Here is a 15,722-nt window from a genome sequence, read left to right as displayed (position 1 = left end):
CCTCTCCCCCTCTCCCCCTATCTCTCGATCTCTCGCGGCGGTGATCCGGGTGTGCCCTACGGATCAGGCGACCGGCGCCGTCGTGCCGCGTACCACCAGCCGGGGCGGGAGGATGATCTCTCGGGGTTCCGTGCGGTCCTCGTCGAGGCGTTCCAGTGCGGCTGTGACCGCGTGGTGGGCCTGTTCCTCGGCGCTCTGGCTGACCGTTGTCAGGTTGAAGCAGCTGAGGCGGGAGAGCGCGTCGTCGTCGTATCCGGCGACGGACACCGCGCCGGGGACGGGGACTCCCGCCCGGCCGAGGGCGGTGAGGACGCCGATGGCGCACTGGTCGTTGAACGCGACGACGGCGGTGGGCAGTCGGGTGCCGCTCAGGAGCTGGCGGGTGGCCCGTTCGCCCGCCTCTTCCGTGTGGTCGCCGTGCAGGACGCGGATGTGGTCGTCCAGGCCGTGGCGGCGCATGGCCTCGCGGTAGCCGCGGCGCCGGTCGGTGGCGATGACGCCCTTGCCGCCGTCCACGTACGCGATCGACCGGTGGCCGAGCCCGGTCAGGTGGTCGACGATCTGGCCGACCCCGTCGTCGTCCGCCGTGCGTACGACGTCCAGCTCGGCGTCGGGGATGCGGCGGCCCACCGAGACGACCGGCGCCTTCTGGTGGAGGGCCACGAGCGTGGCGGCCGGGGCGACCGGGCCGAGCAGGATCAGCGCCTCGCTGCGGAAGGCGAGGAGGGTCTCCACGGCGGTGGCCTCGTCGCGCGTACGGGTCTGGGTGCTCAGGACGAGGTCGTAGCCGACCTGCTCGGCGGCCGTGTGGAGGTGCTCGACCAGCTCGGCGTGGAACGGGCTGTGGATGTCGACCATCACGCCGAGCAGACGGCTCCGCCGGCGGGCCAGCATGCTGGCGTTGCGGTCGGGCTGGTACCCGAGTTCCGCGGCCGCCTTCAGCACCCGCTGCCGAGTGCGCTCGCTGGGGCCGGGCACGCCGCGCAGCACCAGGGAGACGGATGCGGTGGACAGGCCCACGCGGGCGGCGACGTCTTCCAGGCGGGGGCGGGCTGCTTTCTCGGACACGGGTCCTACCGCTCCCTCCTGCGGGACTCCTGCTGCCGGGTTCTTCTTGCGCGGCACCGTGACACGCTCGTGAAACCGGGTTGATGGTAGCAGTACTTAAAACGCTTTAACTCGGCCTTTTCGTCAGCTGCTCAGGGGGCAGCTGCGCGGCGGCGTTGTAGGCGCCGCGGAACTTGAAAGCGCCGATGCGCTGGAAGTTCTCGCACTTGATGAACACCTCCGCGCCGAGCATGGAGTTGAGAGTCCGGGAGGTCAGCACGGGGGTGCGGTGGGCGATGCCGTTGAGGCGGGCGGCGGCATCGTGGACGTCGTCGAAGGTCACGGGCAAGGCAGTGGCCATGGGGTGTCCTTGAGCAGGCCCGGGAGGGAGGGCGAGTCGGGCGGCAGGGTGAGGGCGGTCCTGTTGCTGGTCACCAGCCGGTGATGCGCTCCCAGTGGGCCTGGATGGCGGGCGCGGGGTCCGTGGGCCGGGTGCTGTCGATGACGTGATAGCCGCGGTGCTGGGCGGCGGTGGCGCACGCGTGGTTGGGCAGGATGCGCAGCCGGGTGCCGACGGGCAGGTTGGGCAGGTCGGCGCCGTCGCGGCAGGTGAGGGTGCCGTGCTCCTGGCTCGCGGCGCTCATGACCAGGTTCGGGATCGGGTTTCCGGCCAGGTCGAGGACGAGGCCGTAGCCCTGGTCCTGGGCCTGGCCGGCGGTGCCGCGGTCCCGGGACATGGCCATCCAGCCGCCGTCGGTGACGATCCAGCCGTACTCGGGGCGGTGGCCGATGACGGTCACGACCACCGACAGGGCGAGGTCCTCCATGCGGCAGACGCCCAGACCGGCCATGACGAGGTCGAAGAAGACGTAGTTGCCGGCGCGCAGTTCGGTGACGCCGGTGAGGTCCTCGGCCGCGTGCGCGGTCGGTGTGGAGCCGACGCTGACCGTGCTGACGGGCAGACCGGCGGCGCGCAGCCGCTCCGCTGCCGCGACCGCGGAGTCGCGTTCGTTCTTGGCTGCCAGCCGCTGGTCTTCCGGGGTGTAGGCGAAGTAGGACTCGCCCGCGTGGGTCAGAACGCCGTCGAGGCATCCGGCCTCGTGCAGGATGCGGCCGATGTCGACGAGTCCGGGGGCATCGGCCTTGAGGCCGCCGCGGTGGCCGTCGCAGTCGATCTCGATCTGCGCCGGGACGGCGAGACCGGCTTCACGGGAGGCGTCGGCGACGAAGGCGGCCTGTTCGCGGCTGTCCAGCAGGACACGCAGGGTGACGCCGCGGCGCAGGAGAGCGATGACGCGGGGAAGCTTGTGCGCGTCGATGCCGACGGCGTACGTGATGTCGGTGTAGCCGCCGTCGGCGAACGCCTCGGCCTCGGCGAGGGTGGAGACGGTGACCGGACACGGGGTGCCGCCGTGCATCAGGGCGGCGATGTCGGGGCTCTTGGCCGTCTTCACGTGCGGCCGCAGGGTGACCCCGAGCCGGTCGGCTCGCGTCGCCAGTCGTTCGATGTTGCGCAGGGCCTTGTGCACGTCGACGACGGCGAACGGGGTGTCGGGGTCGGCCAGCGTCGTCGCGGAGGCCGGGGGCGGGGTGGTGTTCACAGGGTTATGTCCATCTTCTTGAGGAGGGCCAGGCCCAGGCAGAGGTCCTGCAGACCGATCCCGGAGCTGTCGAAGACCGTGATGTCGTCGTTGCCGCCCCGCCCCGGGGCGCGCCCGGTGAGGACGGCGCCGAGCGCGGTGAGCACCGTGCCCTGTGGGGCGTGCTGGCTCTCGCCCATGCGCCGGGCCTGCTCGGGAAGATCGCAGAAGACGCGGGCGCGGGCGAACAGTTCGGGCGGGAGTTCCCGCTTGCCGGGGGCGTCGGCGCCCATGCAGGAGATGTGGGTGCCGGGGCGGACCCAGTCGGCCTCGAACAGGGGCGGAGTGCCGGCCTGGGCGGTGGTGGCGGTGACGATGACGTCGGCCCGTACGCAGGCTTCCTCGGCGCTGCTGGTCTGCGCGCCGTGGCCTTCTGCGGTCAGCTGTGCGGCCAGCCGGCCGGCGCGGTCCTTGTCCCGTCCCACGACCAGCACCGTGCTGATGGGTCGTACGCGGCTGACGGCCCGGACCTCGTAGGCGGCCTGGTGCCCGGTGCCGAAAACGGCCAGGGTCGCGGCGTCGGTGCGGGCGAGAAGGTCCACGGCCAGGGCGTCGGCGGCGGCGGTCCGGTAGGCGTTGGCGGTGCCGACCTCCAGGACGGCAGCGATCCTGCCGATGGTCTGGTCGAACAGCAGCAGGGTGGAGTGGTGCCGCGGCAGCCCCTGCGCGGGATTGTCCGGCCAGAAGGTACCGATCTTCACCCCCGCATGGGTCGCCGAGGCGGACGGCTTGAGGCTGAACCGATTACGCGGGTCGGATCCATGCACGACAAGGCTGGGCAGGACGGCAGCGTCCACGGTGGCGGCGAACGCGGCGCGGGCCGCGTCGAACGCGAGGACCTCATCCACCAGCGCGGCGGTCTGCTGCTCAGTGACGTACAGCAGGCCGGACGGTCCCGGCAGCCGGTCCGCGCTCGGCACAGGGTGGCGGTCAGTCGAGGGCTGCAACTGCGTGCACCTCCACCGCGGACCCGTAGTGCAGCTCCCTGGCGCCGGCGACGGCCCGCGCGGGCCTGCTCGCACCGAGCCACTCCTTGTGCACCTGGTCGAAGGCCGGCCAGTCACTGATCTCGGTCACGTGGACGGTGACCGAGATCAGCCTCTCGCGGCTGGTGCCGGCCGTGGCCAGGCATGCATCGAGGTTGCTGAGCGCTTGGCACGCCTGGGCCTCGAACGGCTCGCCGGCCAGGGGGGAGCCGTCGGGTGTCACGGGGAGTCGGCCGGAGATGTAGGCCACGCCGCGGTGGGTGGCGATGTGCGAGTAGTGGCCTGCCGGCGGTGCCAGCTGCGGGCTGTCGAACGTGTCGATCGAGGGGGTGCCGCCCGAGTGGGGGCGGTCACTCCCCGTGGTGATCTCGCTGGTGGTCATCGTCTCACTTCGTGTAGGAGTAAACGCTGGCTCGGGAGATGCCGAGGAGGTCGGCGATGGTCTGGGCGGCGTTGCGGGTGTCGAAGTAGCCGTCCTCGTACAGGCGTCGCACAAGGTCCTTCTTCGCTTCCCGGGGCAGCGCCCGCGGGGTCGTGGAGCGCTCGGCGGCCGCTGTCTCGATGACTTCGCGCAGTTCCCGGCGGCTCCGGTCGCTCAGCCTCTCGAGCTGGACGTCCCGGTTCTCGGGATCGGTCGCGACCAGATTCGACAGCGTCAGCGTGATGGGCGAGAGCGTCGAGATGTCCAGGTTCAGGCAGAGGGCGGCGATGTACTGCCCGGCGGCGTTCTTGATCCCGATCGAGGTGCTCTTCGCGGGGCGTCCGTCGGGGAACTGGTTGGCGTAGTTCTGGATGACGCCGGGGTAGTGCGGGTCCCGGATACGGGCGAGCCCCAGTTCCGTCGCGGACTCTCCCACCTGGCGTCCCGACAGGTTGTTCTCGATGAACCGGATGGCGTGGTCCGGATCGCGCAGGTCGTGCAGCACGACCTCGCAGATGCCGGGGAACATGCGGCCCAGCGCCTGGGCGATCTTCTCGGCCTCGGCCAGGAGGTGCTCGTCCTCCGGCGCCCCGGACATCGCCGGCCCGGGGAGCCGCCCGTCCCGTAGCTGCGTGCCGTCCTGGCCGCTCGCGTGGCGGTTGTCTTCCGAGGTCATAGCCCGGCCCTCCGTAGTGGTGTCACTGCCGCTCATCTCCTGATCCCGCTTCCGCCCGGTGATCTGTGCCGTCACTCACGCGCCGCAGGAGTTCGCTCTCGCCAGGCCTGCGGCCGTGCGCAGGGACCGGCATCCAATGTTCTCGGATTTTTCGTCTAACGCTATACAGACAATCTATCTATCTCTAGAGTTCCCGTCCAGCGCCAGGGCTGACCGGTGTCGGCCGACCGGGGCGGAGGCAGACCGGTGCCGGCCGACCGGGGCGGAGGCAGACCGGTGCCGGCCGACCAGGGCGGAGGCAGACCGATACCGGCCGACCGGGGCGGAGGCAGACCGATACCGCTTCGCTCGCGGAGACGTCCGTGCTGCCGCCCCCGGTCTGCATGCAGCACGGAAGCAAGCCCGGCCCCTTCAGGACCGGCAGTCCCCACCGCCCGGCAACCGATCCCAACGGCGACCGGCTTCCCGCTCCTGCGCCTCGGTGCAGACGGGCGTCGTCATCGGCGACTCCAGGGGTGCCGTCCCGTTGGCGCGTGCGCCACGGCAACCCCTCCTGCTCGTCGCAGGCGTCGGGGTGCGCGTCACGCTCGTCGTCCACGAGCACAAGCGGCTCGGCCGCGGCATCGAACTGGCGACCCTGGCCGAGGAACTGAAGGCGAGCGACGTCGGCCTGGAGTTCCTCACCGGTGAGCTCCAGGGCTCGCACGACCCCTCCGGAGTCGTGTTCACCGTGCCGGCCGCCTTGTCCGGTATGGAACGCGAGTACATCCGCGACCGCACCCTGGAAGGCCACGAGTCCGCCCGCAAGCGCGGCAGGACCATCGGCGGCGCGGGCGTCACCGACGACGACATGCTGTCCATGGCCCTCCACCTGCGCGAGCAGGAGATGAGCCTGCGCGACATCGCCCAGCGCCTCGTCATCACCGCGGGCAAGAAGAAGGGACAGCACCCCTCGCCCGCGACCGTCATGCGGATGCTGCGCGAACACGACGAACAGACAACCGCAGCAGCTACGTAGAGGCGCGGGGTACGGACGGCCGTCAGAATTTTCGGCAGCCGCGCCGGTCCTCTGCTCTGTGCCTGCTCGGCCCTCGGTCGGGCGCGCGTCGATTGGCAGTTTTGGGCCACGGGTCAGCGGCACGTGACCCGGGAACTCGGACTTCGTGGAGTGGCCGGGTGGCCCAGATCTGCCAATTGATTGGTTCCTCTTCGCTGAACCACGCGTCGCCCATTGCCTGCCAAGGCTCGGTGCCCGGCCTCGGACGGCCGGGCACCGAGTTGGCGTACGCGTCTGGCGTACGCCTTGCCCGGGCCTGGCGCGATGAAGGGCCCGGGGCGTGCAGGGGGCTGGTCAGGCTTTCGTCGGCAGCTGAGCAGGGAGGCCGGCTTCCTGGCCCTGCTGGGGTTGAGGCAGTGGTGTGCGGGTGTGCAGGACCGTGTTGACGTGGGCGGTGTCGAGGGCGTTTTCCCAGCGGGCGACGACGAGGGTGGCCACGCTGTTGCCGGCGAGGTTGGTCAGGGCGCGGCACTCGGACATGAACTTGTCGATGCCGAAGATGAGCATGATGCCGGCGGCCGGGACGGTGCCGACGGTGGTGAGTGTGGCGGCGAGGGCGATGAAGCCGGCGCCGGTGACGCCGCCGGAACCCTTTGAGGTCAGGATCATGACGGCGAGCAGGCCGAGTTGCTGGCCGATGCTCAGGGGTGTGTCGGTGGCCTGGGCGATGTAGACGGCGGCCAGGGAGAGATAGATGGAGCTGCCGTCAAGGTTGAAGGAGTAGCCGGTGGGGACGGTCAGTCCGACGATGTCGCGACGGATGCCGAGTCCTTCGAGCTTCATCATCAGCCGGGGCAGGGCGCTTTCGGAGGAGGAGGTGCCCAGGACGAGGACGAACTCCTCCCGCAGGTACCGCAGCAGCCGGAAGATGTTGACCTTGAGGGCCGCGGTGACGGCGCCGAGGATGACGATCACGAAGAACGCCGACGTGCCGTAGAAGAGCCCGATCAGCTGACCGAGGCTGGTGAGGGTGGAGATGCCGTACTTGCCGATGGTGAAGGCCATGGCGCCGAACGCACCGACGGGGGCAGCCAGCATGACGTAGTGCAGGATCTTGAAGACGACGGCGGTGAGGCGGTGGACGCCGTCGACGAGAGGCTCGCCGAGTGGCCCGACCGCCTTCAGCGCGATGCCGAAGAGCACGGAGAAGAAGATGACCTGGAGGACGTTGCCCTCCGCGAAGGCACCGACGGCGCTGGTGGGCACGAGGTCGGTCAGGAAGTGCCACCAGTCCTGGTTCTCCCCGTCCTTCACGTACTGTCCGGCGTCGCCCGCGAGGTGGAGGTCTCCGGGCTGTGCGTGCACACCGGCACCGGGCTGGAAGACGTTGACGGCGATCAGGCCCACGAGCAGGGCGGCGAGCGTGCCCGCCTGGAAGTAGAGCAGGGATTTCAGCCCCACGCGGCCGACGCGGCCGAGGCTGTCGACGCTGCCGATGCCTCCCACGATGGTCAGGAACACGATCGGGGTGATGAGCATTTTGATGGCGGCGACGAAGGTCGTGCCGACCGGTTCCATCGCGGTGCCGATCGAGGGCCACAGCCAGCCGGTGAGAATGCCGGTGACGATGGCGGTCAGGACCCAGAAGTAGAGCTGCCTGTACCAGGGCCGCTTGGCGGTTTCGGCCTGGGCGGGGGCGGCTGGGGAAGCGGGTGCCGGGGACGCGGGTGCTGCCATGGCGTTTCTCCTCGTTGAGGAACGGGGCGCAACCGGGACGCGGAACGGTCCTCGGAGAGGGGAGGACCGGTGGGGGAGCGCGGCTCGGGAAAGAGGGGAAAGAGGGGAAAGAGGGGAAGGCGCGGGAGTGCCTGGGGTGAGCTGTGGGCGGCGTCGTCCACGTCGCCCACAGAGGGGAGAAGGCTCAGACGCAGGGAGAGGGCTCAGGCTCAGAGGAGCTCGATCAGCTTGTCGGTGAACTCGGCGGTTGTGGCGGTGCCGCCCAGGTCGCGGGTGCGGATGTCGGTCTTGGCCAGAACGGAGCCGATCGCTTCGGTGATGTCCTTGGCGGCGGCGGGGTGGCCGAGGTGGTCGAGCATCATGGCCGCCGACCAGATCGCGCCCAGCGGGTTGGCGATGCCCTGTCCGGCGATGTCGGGGGCGGAGCCGTGGACCGGCTCGAACATGGAGGGGAACTCGCGCTCCGGGTTGAGGTTGGCGGCCGGGGCGATGCCGATGGACCCGGCGACCGCGGCCGCGAGGTCGCTGAGGATGTCGCCGAAGAGGTTGGAGGCGACGACCACGTCGAATCGGGCCGGTTCGAGGACGAACTTGGCCGCGAGTGCGTCGATGTGCTCCTGGTCCCACTCGACCTGCGGGAACGAGGTGCCGCGCTCGGCGACGAGCTGGTCCCAGAAGGGCATGGTGTGCACGATGCCGTTCGACTTCGTCGCGGAAGTCAGTCGGCCGCCACGCTCCGAGGCGAGCTTGAAGGCGTAGTCCAGCACGCGCGTCACACCGGCCCTCGTGAACACGGCCTCCTGTACGGCGATCTCGTCCGGGAAGCCGCTGTTGAGCCGGCCGCCGACCTCGCTGTACTCGCCCTCCACGTTCTCCCGCACGACGACGAAGTCGACCTCGCCCGGCCGCGCGCCGTGCACCGGGCTGTCGATGCCTTCGAAGACACGGATGGGCCGGAGGTTGACGTACTGGCGGAAGCTGCGCCGGATCGGGATGAGCAGGCCCCACAGCGAGACATGGTCGGGGACTCCCGGGTATCCCACCGCGCCCAGCAGGATCGCGTCCTTGTCGCGGAGCTGGTCGATGCCGTCGGCGGGCATCATCGCTCCCTCGCGCAGATACCGCTCGCACGACCAGTCGTCGTACGACGTGTAGGACAGGGTGAAGCCGTGGCGGCGGCCCAGGACATCGAGGACCTGCTGTGCGGGGGGCAGCACCTCGGCGCCGATGCCGTCACCGGGGATGAGAGCGATGCGGTGGTTCGTCGTCATGCCGTCGATTGCAGCAAGGCGCCTGGTGAGGCGTCCAAGACGCAATCCGGATCTGCCTTATAACCGCTGCCTATCTGTATAACCGCTGCCTGTCTGTCAGTGGCCGGCGCCCACGGCCGTTGCCCAGAACGCCGCGGCGGCCGGGGACAGGACGCCACGGCGGCTGACGAGCGAGATCTGCAGCGCGGTCGTGGGTTCGATGTCCAGGACGCCGGCCCCCGTCTGCCGGGCGATCTCCCGCCAGGACTCCGTCACCACCGCAAGCCCGACCCCGGCCAGCACCAGAGGCAGCAGAGCAACGCGGTGCTCGGTCTCGGCTGCCACGGTGAAGTCGATGCCCTGTTCGCGCAGGGAGTCGACGTATGCCCGCATCCCGGTCCCGGGCTGCCCCACGATCAGCCGCTGACCCGCCAGCTCCTCACACCGCACGGCCTGCCGACCGGTGAACGATCCGGGCGGAACCACCAGCACGAATCGCTGCTCGCCCAGCACATGCGAGCGGACCTCCTTGTCCGGCACGGCGCCGGTGGAAGCCAGCAGGCCCAGCTCCACGGCTCCGGTCCGCACCGCGTCGATGACGTCGCGTGCGGTGAAGGCCGCCTTGACCGACACCGCCACGCCGGGATACCGCTCGGCGAAGGACCGGATCAGCGTCGTCAGGGGCTCAACCGCCTGGGACGGCATCGCCGCGACATCCAGCCGTCCCTCGCGCAGTTCGTGCACCGCGGCCACGCTCGCCCGGGCGGTCTCCAGACTTCGCACGGCCTCACGGGCCGGGTCGATCAACGCCCGGCCCGCCTCCGTCAGCACCGCACGACGCCCGATCCGGTGGAACAGCTCCGTGCCCAGATCACGCTCCAGCGCCCGCACGGCCTGCGACAGGGACGGCTGCGACACGTACAGCGCCGAGGCGGCCCGGGTGAACCCGCCCTTGTCGACGACCGCCAGAAAGTATTCCAACTGCCGGATGTCCACGCTCCTCCTCACCCTCCACAGCAGGCGACTACCTGGGCCGCCACCACGCGTGCGCAGCCTCGGGGTTCTATCGGGGTTCTAAACGACGCAGAATTCGTTGCCCTCGGGGTCCTGCAGAACGACGGCGTAGTGCTCCATGTCCGGCTCATCCATGATCCGCAGCACGGTGGCACCGGCCTCGGTGAGCCGTTCCACCTTGGCGGTGACCCGCTGAGCGCGGACCGCCAACGGGACCTCACGCCCTCCGCCCACTTTCAAGTCGAGGTGTACCCGGTTCTTGGTGACCTTCGGCTCGGGGACCTGCTGGAACCACACCCGCGGCCCCTGTCCGGCAGGATCGATGATCGACTCCGGCGCCTCCCCGGCACCGGCGGGCAACTCCTCCTCGGGCACCCCCATGGCCGCCCAATACTCCCGCCACGTGGAGTGCCCGCCCGGCGGAGGCTCTGGAACGTACCCCAGAGCCTCGGCCCAGAAGCTCGCCAGCCTCTGCGGGTCAGCACAGTCGATGCCCAGCTGCAGCGTCATCTCCATACCCGGAGGATGCCAGGCAGGTCTGACAACAGCGGCCACGCCGCGGAGCTGAGCACACTCAGGCACGTTCTGGCGGGAGCGTCTTCAGGGTGCGTATGAGGGAGTGGAGGGGGGCCGGGGTCGTGGTGAGGATGGTGTCGGGTTCGTCGCTCTCGCGGAGGTGGACGGCTCCTGTGGGGGCGGCGGCGACGTAGAGGCAGTTGGCCGCTTCGGCGCTGTAGGTGGACTTCTGCCAGGCGAGTTCGTGCATCAGGGGCTCCTCAGAGGCTGCGGGCGATGTGCTGGATGAGGTCTCGGGACTTCTCCTCGGGGAGGGCTCGGGACTCCATGCGGTCCAGTACGGAGCGGTAGCGGTCCAACTGGGCCTCCGCGTCCAGGAATTCGCAACCGTGGTCGGTGTCCAGGATGACGGTGTCCAGCTGTGGAACCGGGCCTGCCGTCCAGGTGATGGGCTGGCCCGACGCCGGGAAGCCCGCTTCTCCGAAGGGGATTACCTGGATGGTGATGGTGGGCTGTTCGCTCATCTCCAGCAGATGGTGCAGTTGCGCCCGCGCGATGTCCGGACCGCCGAAGCCCATGCGCAGGGCCGCCTCGTGGACGATCGCCGAGTGCGGGGTCGGGGTTCCTTCGAAGAGGATCGCTTGGCGCTTCGCTCGGTACGAGACGCGGTGCTCGATCTCGTACGACCGCAGCGGCGGTACGGCCTCGCGCATGGTGGCGCGGGCGTGCTCCGTCGTCTGGAGGAGGCCGGGCATGTGGACGGTGACAGCCACCCGGAGTGCGGTGGCGTGGTGCTCCAGTTCGGCCAGGTCCAGCAAGCCGGTCGGGAGTGTGTCGCGGTACTCCTCCCACCAGCCGCGTTTGCGGCCACCCGTCATGGCGGCGAGGGCGTCGACGTACGCCTCGTCCAGGCAGCAGTAGTTGCGGGCCAGTGTGCGTACGCGGTCGGCGCTCACGGCGTACCGTCCGGCCTCGATGTTGCTGATCCGGGCTTGAGGCCCGCCGAGAAGTGCGGCTGCTGCGGTTGACGTGAGCCCCGCGCGTTCGCGGAGTTTCCGCAGCTCGGCGCCGAGGCGCTGCTGGCGCAGGGTCACGGTCGGGCTGGGCGGCATGGTGTGTGCTTCCTTCCGTGATGCGAGCCGGAGGCGTCACTCACATGAGTGGGAGTTGGTAGATATTCACCGTTCCATTGGAAGACCTTACAAATTTGCCGCTACGTTGTGTTGCGCAAGCTGCTCAACAGCCTTTGCCCGTAAGCCGGAAGCGCACCACCCCAGGCACTGCCACCGTTCGGCGCCCGCCGTTGAGTGATCCAAGTCCCCTTCCTCCCCAGAGGTGTTCATGGTCACCGTATCTCCGTCCGACTGTGCGTTGCCCGAAATCTCCTCGTCCGAGAACTGGTGCTACGTCCTCCGCCTGCCCAACGACCTCCACTCGGCCCGCGTCGCCCGCATGACCGTACGCGCCGCACTCACGAGCCACGGCTTGAAGGAACTCCTCGACGTCACCGAGCTGTTGACGTCGGAGCTGGTCACCAACGCGTACCGGCACGCCAAGGGCCCGGCGTCCCTGCGCCTCCGCGCGCTCGGAGAGGGGCGGCTCAGGGTGTTCGTGTGGGACACCGATCCGTACATCCCGCCACCCTTCGACGAACCCCCGGCCAAGGGTGCGCCGCCACCCGCCGCCCCGCCCCCGGTCGACGCCACTCACGGGCGTGGGCTGCTGCTCGTACGGCAGTGTGCGGACGCGTGGGGCGGGTGGCCGCTCGGAGGTGACCGGTTCGGGCGGAGCGCGGGGAAGCTGATGTGGTTCGAGGTGGGTGGGGCGGGAGCCCGGTGTCAACGCGAGGTCGCGTGATGCCCGCCCTCGGCGAAGGCCGAGCGGTGAGCCCGGCGCTGTTGTCCGCTGTCGCCGCTACCGTGGTGGGCAAGGAGCACAGACCGAAGGAGCCTCGCGTGACCACTCAGCCTGATCACGGGCAGGAGCTGATCCCCCGGCCGGAGCGAACCCCCGACGCCGTCCGTGTCGCCCTCGCGCGCATCGCTCCCCATCGGCTGGGCGAGATGGAACGGCACAAGGAGCAAGTGCTCGCAGCCGCTATCGCAGACGGCAAGATCGGTCACCTCCAGCACTGGCTCACGTACTGGCATGCACAGGTCGAGATCGAACGCCGCCCCGACTTGTCCGCTCGCCACCGCACCGCGCTTGCCGCGGTGAACGGCACAGGCAGTAAGGGTGACCCCGTATTCCGGTCCGGCATGAACGAACTGACCGCCGTCGAAGCGGAGGCCCAGCGGGCGGTGACCGTGTGACGTGGCAGTGGGAGTACGACCCGGACGAACTGCACGTCGCAGGGGGCGCTCCTCCGGCATTCCTCGCCGAGGTCGAGAAGAAGGGCCGACGAACTGGTTCGGGCTGACGAAGCCTTCTACCTCGACGGCACCACCTACCAGGGAGAAGGCCCGAAAGGAGGCTTCGCCCATGTGCCCGGCGGCCTGTCCGACTACCTGATCGTCCCCCGGCACGAACGGCTGTACATCATGCAGGTCACCTTCCTGTGACTGGCGCACCCCTGTCCCCGAGTGGACACTGCAAGTTCAAATGACGACGGGTAGCGGGATGATTACTTTCCTGTAGCTAGCCGGGTTGTGTTTAGGCTAAATGAATTCCGGCTAAGGACCACGCGCGCCGGTCAGGAGGTCCAGCCCATGTCCATCCCCAAACCCGCCGCTGTCTTCGACCGTACCCATGAGTGGGACGAGCTCACCCGTTTCTGTACGGACCGGGCGCCGGGCCTGCGCATCGGCGTCGTTCGGGGGCGGAGGCGGCACGGCAAGTCCTTTCTACTGGAGCACCTGTGCCGGGCTGTCGACGGCGTCTACACCCTCGCCCTCCAGCAGAGCCGGGCCATGGCCCTCGACCGGTTCTCCGACAGTCTGGCCCAAGCGATCGGCTTCCGGATCGGGCGGTTCACCTCATGGGTCGAGGCCCTTGACACAGCCGCCGACGTGCTCACCAGCCGCAGCGACCGCACCGCACCCCCACTCCTCGTCCTCGACGAGTTCCCGTACCTGGTCACGCACTCCCCGGAACTGCCCTCCGTCCTGCAGGCGCTCTACGACCAACGTGGCCCGTCCTCAGGGAAGCCGGCCCTGCGGATCATCCTCTGCGGTTCCGCGATCTCGACCATGTCGACCCTGCTCGCCGGTGACCAGGCGCTGCGCGGGAGGGCCGTGATCGACATGCGGATCGGGCCCTTCGGGTTCCGGGACGCGGCGGAGTACTGGAGGGTCAGCGACCCGGAGACGGCGTTCCTCGTGGACGCCGTGCTCGGGGGAGCGGCGGGGTACCGGGATGTGGTGGGGGATCCGCCGGAGCCTGGAGTCGAGGGGTTCTATGCGTGGCTCGCGCGCAGCGTGTTCAACCCGTCCCACATCCTGTTCACCGAACCCGAGTACCTGCTGGCCGAGGATCCGCGCATCAGTGATCGCGCCACGTACCACGCCATCTGGGAGGCGGTGTCGTCCGGCGCCGCGACGCCCACGCAGATCGGTGGGCTTGTCGGCATGGACGCGAAGTCGCTGACGTACCACCTCAACATCATGAAGGCGGCGGCCTTCATCCGGTACGAACAGGATCTGCTGCTCCAGCGCAAGCCCCTGATCACCGTGGCCGACCCCATCGTCCGCGTCCATGACCTGATCGTGCGTCCGAACCTCGTCGACTTCGAGATGAGGGAGGGGCGGGCCGCATGGGAGCGGTCGAGGGAGACCTTCTCCTCCAAGGTCCTCGGCCCGCATTTCGAGGATCTGGCGCGCCAGTGGACACTCCGGTACGGGCGCGAGCAGGGTCTGGACGACATCGGACAGGTCGGCACAACGACCGTGGCCTGCCGCGAGCACAGGGGACACGAGGTCGATGTCGTCGCCCTCGGCCGCACGTCCCGTGCGCGGGACAAGAGCGCCCGTATCACCCTCCTCGGCGAGGCCAAGGCGACCAACAAGCCGCGAACAGCAGCCGACCTGAGGCGCCTTGAGCACATCCGGGATCTGCTGTGTGCGCAGGGGTGGGACGCGGACGAGGCTGTTCTCACGCTCTACGTGCGAAACGAGCCCGCGCCCGAGTTGAGGGAGGCGGCGCAGGGCGGGCGTGGGCTCGTGGTGGGGATGCGGGACTTGTACGGGACCGGGAGCATGTCCTGAGCATGCTCCGACGGCAGCGAACGCAGATCAGAGCGAACACAGATCAGGAAGTTGACGTCATGACCGACAACCTCACCGTGACAGTCCTGGGCACCGGCATCATGGGCGCCCCGATGGCCCGTAACCTCGCCCGCGCCGGACTCGGCGTGCGTGCGTGGAACCGTAGTCGCGACAAGGCCGAGCCGCTGGCCGCCGAGGGCGTGTACGTCGCGGACACGCCGGCCGAGGCGGTGCAGGGCGCCGATGTCGTCCTGACCATGCTGTACGACGGTCCGGCCGCGCTGGATGTGATGGAGCAGGCGGCCGAGGCCCTGCGGCCGGGTGCCGTCTGGGTGCAGTCCACGACTGCGGGCATTGAGGCCATCGGCGAGCTGGCCGGGTTCGCCCGCGAGCACCGGCTGGTCTTCTACGACGCGCCGGTCCTCGGGACCAAGCAGCCCGCGGAGGCCGGACAGCTGACCGTGCTCGCGGCGGGGCCCGTCGAGGGCCGGGAGGTGGTGTCGCCGGTCTTCGATGCGGTCGGCGCCCGTACGGTGTGGACCGGCGAGGACGGCGCGGCCGGCAGCGCCACCCGGCTGAAGCTGGTGGCCAACAGCTGGGTGCTCGCGGCCACCAGCGCGACCGGTGAGGTCCTGGCCCTGGCGCAGGCCCTCGGTGTGGACCCGCAGGGCTTCTTCGACGCCATCGCCGGTGGCCCGCTGGACATGGGGTATCTGCGGGCCAAGGCCGCGCTGATCCTGGGGGGTCAGCTTTCACCCGCATCCTTCGCCGTGACCACCGCCGCCAAGGACGCCCGGCTGATCGTCGCCGCGGGGGAGCAGAGCGGCGTACGCCTCGACGTGGCCGCCGCGAGCGCCGAACGCCTGGCGCGGGCCGCCGAGCAGGGGCACGGGGAGGAGGACATGGCCGCCGCGTATTTCGCGAGCTTCGACGAGAAGCCGTGAGACGACGCCGCCCGAAGCATTACGGGCGGATCGACACGAGCATGGTGTTGTCGTCGGAACCGCTGGGGCCGAGGCCGGGCCGCTGTGGTCGGAGCCGCTGGGGCCGAGGCCGGGCCGCTGTGGTCGGAGCCGCTGGGGCCGAGGCCGGGCCGCTGTGGTCGGAGCCGCTGGGGCCGGGGGCGAGGGCGGATCAATACCGCGTTGGTGAGGCTCTCGGCATCGAGGGAAGTACCGGTCCTGCGGGGCGCACGAGGAGGAAGCCCGTCCTTGGCGACCACCGGCGTCGGCTTCC

16 protein-coding genes and 1 pseudogene are annotated in these 15,722 nt (G+C 69.7%); 5 read left to right on the top strand and 12 right to left on the bottom strand.

The annotated features are described in order from the left end of the window. Positions 1-63 precede the first annotated feature (63 nt). The 6 genes and pseudogenes from FPZ41_RS19170 to FPZ41_RS19145 form a co-directional block, all read right to left on the bottom strand. The gene (locus FPZ41_RS19170) at positions 64-1,068 is read right to left on the bottom strand and encodes a LacI family DNA-binding transcriptional regulator (protein WP_322620427.1); all 1,005 of its coding nucleotides are present in this window, start codon (positions 1,066-1,068) and stop codon (positions 64-66) included. Positions 1,069-1,186: 118 nt separating this feature from the next. Then, positions 1,187-1,408: pseudogene (locus tag FPZ41_RS19165) on the bottom strand (pyridoxal-phosphate dependent enzyme); the annotation flags it as partial. Positions 1,409-1,478: 70 nt separating this feature from the next. Continuing rightward, complete coding sequence (locus FPZ41_RS19160) at positions 1,479-2,648, bottom strand: DSD1 family PLP-dependent enzyme (protein WP_322620426.1); 1,170 nt, start codon at positions 2,646-2,648, stop codon at positions 1,479-1,481. Then, positions 2,645-3,634, bottom strand: coding sequence for an ornithine cyclodeaminase family protein (locus tag FPZ41_RS19155; protein WP_228022826.1), 990 nt, complete (start codon positions 3,632-3,634; stop codon positions 2,645-2,647). Before FPZ41_RS19155 ends, FPZ41_RS19160 begins: the two co-directional genes overlap by 4 nt. Then, positions 3,618-4,055 (bottom strand): RidA family protein, encoded by a 438-nt coding sequence (locus FPZ41_RS19150; protein ID WP_152864215.1) that lies wholly within the window; start codon positions 4,053-4,055, stop codon positions 3,618-3,620. The genes FPZ41_RS19155 and FPZ41_RS19150 overlap by 17 nt, the downstream gene beginning before the upstream one ends. A 4-nt stretch (positions 4,056-4,059) precedes the next feature. Beyond that, on the bottom strand, positions 4,060-4,692 hold the full coding sequence (locus FPZ41_RS19145) for a helix-turn-helix transcriptional regulator (RefSeq protein WP_152864230.1): 633 nt from the start codon (positions 4,690-4,692) through the stop codon (positions 4,060-4,062). Positions 4,693-5,251: 559 nt separating this feature from the next. Between FPZ41_RS19145 and FPZ41_RS49900 the strand changes: the two genes are divergently transcribed. After that, a complete protein-coding gene (locus tag FPZ41_RS49900; RefSeq protein WP_322620425.1) occupies positions 5,252-5,788 on the top strand; it encodes a recombinase family protein in 537 nt (178 codons plus the stop codon). A gap of 333 nt (positions 5,789-6,121) precedes the next feature. Here the strand turns inward: FPZ41_RS49900 and dctA are convergent, their stop codons facing one another. From dctA to FPZ41_RS19110, 6 genes are all read right to left on the bottom strand, one after another. Continuing rightward, on the bottom strand, positions 6,122-7,504 hold the full coding sequence (dctA, locus tag FPZ41_RS19135; protein WP_152864213.1) for a C4-dicarboxylate transporter DctA: 1,383 nt from the start codon (positions 7,502-7,504) through the stop codon (positions 6,122-6,124). Positions 7,505-7,713: 209 nt separating this feature from the next. Further along, positions 7,714-8,775 carry a tartrate dehydrogenase gene (locus FPZ41_RS19130; RefSeq protein ID WP_152864211.1) on the bottom strand — a complete coding sequence of 354 codons (1,062 nt, stop codon included), beginning with the start codon at positions 8,773-8,775 and terminating at the stop codon, positions 7,714-7,716. A gap of 96 nt (positions 8,776-8,871) precedes the next feature. Beyond that, entirely contained in the window at positions 8,872-9,750 is an 879-nt protein-coding gene (locus FPZ41_RS19125) for a LysR family transcriptional regulator (protein WP_322620424.1), read from the bottom strand. 78 nt (positions 9,751-9,828) lie between these two features. Beyond that, positions 9,829-10,284, bottom strand: a complete 456-nt coding sequence (locus tag FPZ41_RS19120; protein ID WP_152864208.1) for a VOC family protein — start codon at positions 10,282-10,284, stop codon at positions 9,829-9,831. 58 nt (positions 10,285-10,342) lie between these two features. Then, positions 10,343-10,534, bottom strand: coding sequence for a DUF397 domain-containing protein (locus FPZ41_RS19115; RefSeq protein ID WP_152864206.1), 192 nt, complete (start codon positions 10,532-10,534; stop codon positions 10,343-10,345). Positions 10,535-10,544: 10 nt separating this feature from the next. Further along, entirely contained in the window at positions 10,545-11,396 is an 852-nt protein-coding gene (locus FPZ41_RS19110; protein WP_152864204.1) for a helix-turn-helix domain-containing protein, read from the bottom strand. A 229-nt stretch (positions 11,397-11,625) separates the two neighbouring features. Between FPZ41_RS19110 and FPZ41_RS19105 the strand changes: the two genes are divergently transcribed. The 4 genes from FPZ41_RS19105 to FPZ41_RS19085 all read left to right on the top strand — a co-directional run bounded on the left by FPZ41_RS19105 (position 11,626) and on the right by FPZ41_RS19085 (position 15,430). Then, entirely contained in the window at positions 11,626-12,141 is a 516-nt protein-coding gene (locus FPZ41_RS19105) for an ATP-binding protein (RefSeq protein WP_152864202.1), read from the top strand. A 98-nt stretch (positions 12,142-12,239) separates the two neighbouring features. Further along, complete coding sequence (locus FPZ41_RS19100) at positions 12,240-12,596, top strand: hypothetical protein (protein WP_152864200.1); 357 nt, start codon at positions 12,240-12,242, stop codon at positions 12,594-12,596. A gap of 396 nt (positions 12,597-12,992) precedes the next feature. After that, entirely contained in the window at positions 12,993-14,486 is a 1,494-nt protein-coding gene (locus FPZ41_RS19090; protein ID WP_152864198.1) for an ATP-binding protein, read from the top strand. Positions 14,487-14,488: 2 nt separating this feature from the next. Beyond that, positions 14,489-15,430: an NAD(P)-dependent oxidoreductase gene (locus FPZ41_RS19085; protein WP_152864196.1), complete on the top strand. Its 942-nt coding sequence runs from the start codon at positions 14,489-14,491 to the stop codon at positions 15,428-15,430. Positions 15,431-15,722: the final 292 nt, after the last annotated feature.

This window comes from Streptomyces acidicola (genome assembly GCF_009377235.1).
Taxonomy (GTDB): Bacteria; Actinomycetota; Actinomycetes; order Streptomycetales; family Streptomycetaceae; genus Streptomyces; species Streptomyces acidicola.
This window is presented reverse-complemented; position numbering and strand designations above follow the sequence as displayed.

Excerpts from the sequence above, each read along its gene's own strand:
- FPZ41_RS19150 (WP_152864215.1), bottom strand. The coding sequence starts at position 4,055 with ATGACCACCAGCGAGATCACCACGGGGAGTGACCGCCCCCACTCGGGC.
- FPZ41_RS19145 (WP_152864230.1), bottom strand. The coding sequence starts at position 4,692 with ATGTCCGGGGCGCCGGAGGACGAGCACCTCCTGGCCGAGGCCGAGAAG.
- dctA (WP_152864213.1), bottom strand. The coding sequence starts at position 7,504 with ATGGCAGCACCCGCGTCCCCGGCACCCGCTTCCCCAGCCGCCCCCGCC.
- FPZ41_RS19130 (WP_152864211.1), bottom strand. The coding sequence starts at position 8,775 with ATGACGACGAACCACCGCATCGCTCTCATCCCCGGTGACGGCATCGGC.
- FPZ41_RS19120 (WP_152864208.1), bottom strand. The coding sequence starts at position 10,284 with ATGGAGATGACGCTGCAGCTGGGCATCGACTGTGCTGACCCGCAGAGG.
- FPZ41_RS19115 (WP_152864206.1), bottom strand. The coding sequence starts at position 10,534 with ATGCACGAACTCGCCTGGCAGAAGTCCACCTACAGCGCCGAAGCGGCC.
- FPZ41_RS19110 (WP_152864204.1), bottom strand. The coding sequence starts at position 11,396 with ATGCCGCCCAGCCCGACCGTGACCCTGCGCCAGCAGCGCCTCGGCGCC.
- FPZ41_RS19105 (WP_152864202.1), top strand. The coding sequence starts at position 11,626 with ATGGTCACCGTATCTCCGTCCGACTGTGCGTTGCCCGAAATCTCCTCG.
- FPZ41_RS19090 (WP_152864198.1), top strand. The coding sequence starts at position 12,993 with ATGTCCATCCCCAAACCCGCCGCTGTCTTCGACCGTACCCATGAGTGG.
- FPZ41_RS19085 (WP_152864196.1), top strand. The coding sequence starts at position 14,489 with ATGCTCCGACGGCAGCGAACGCAGATCAGAGCGAACACAGATCAGGAA.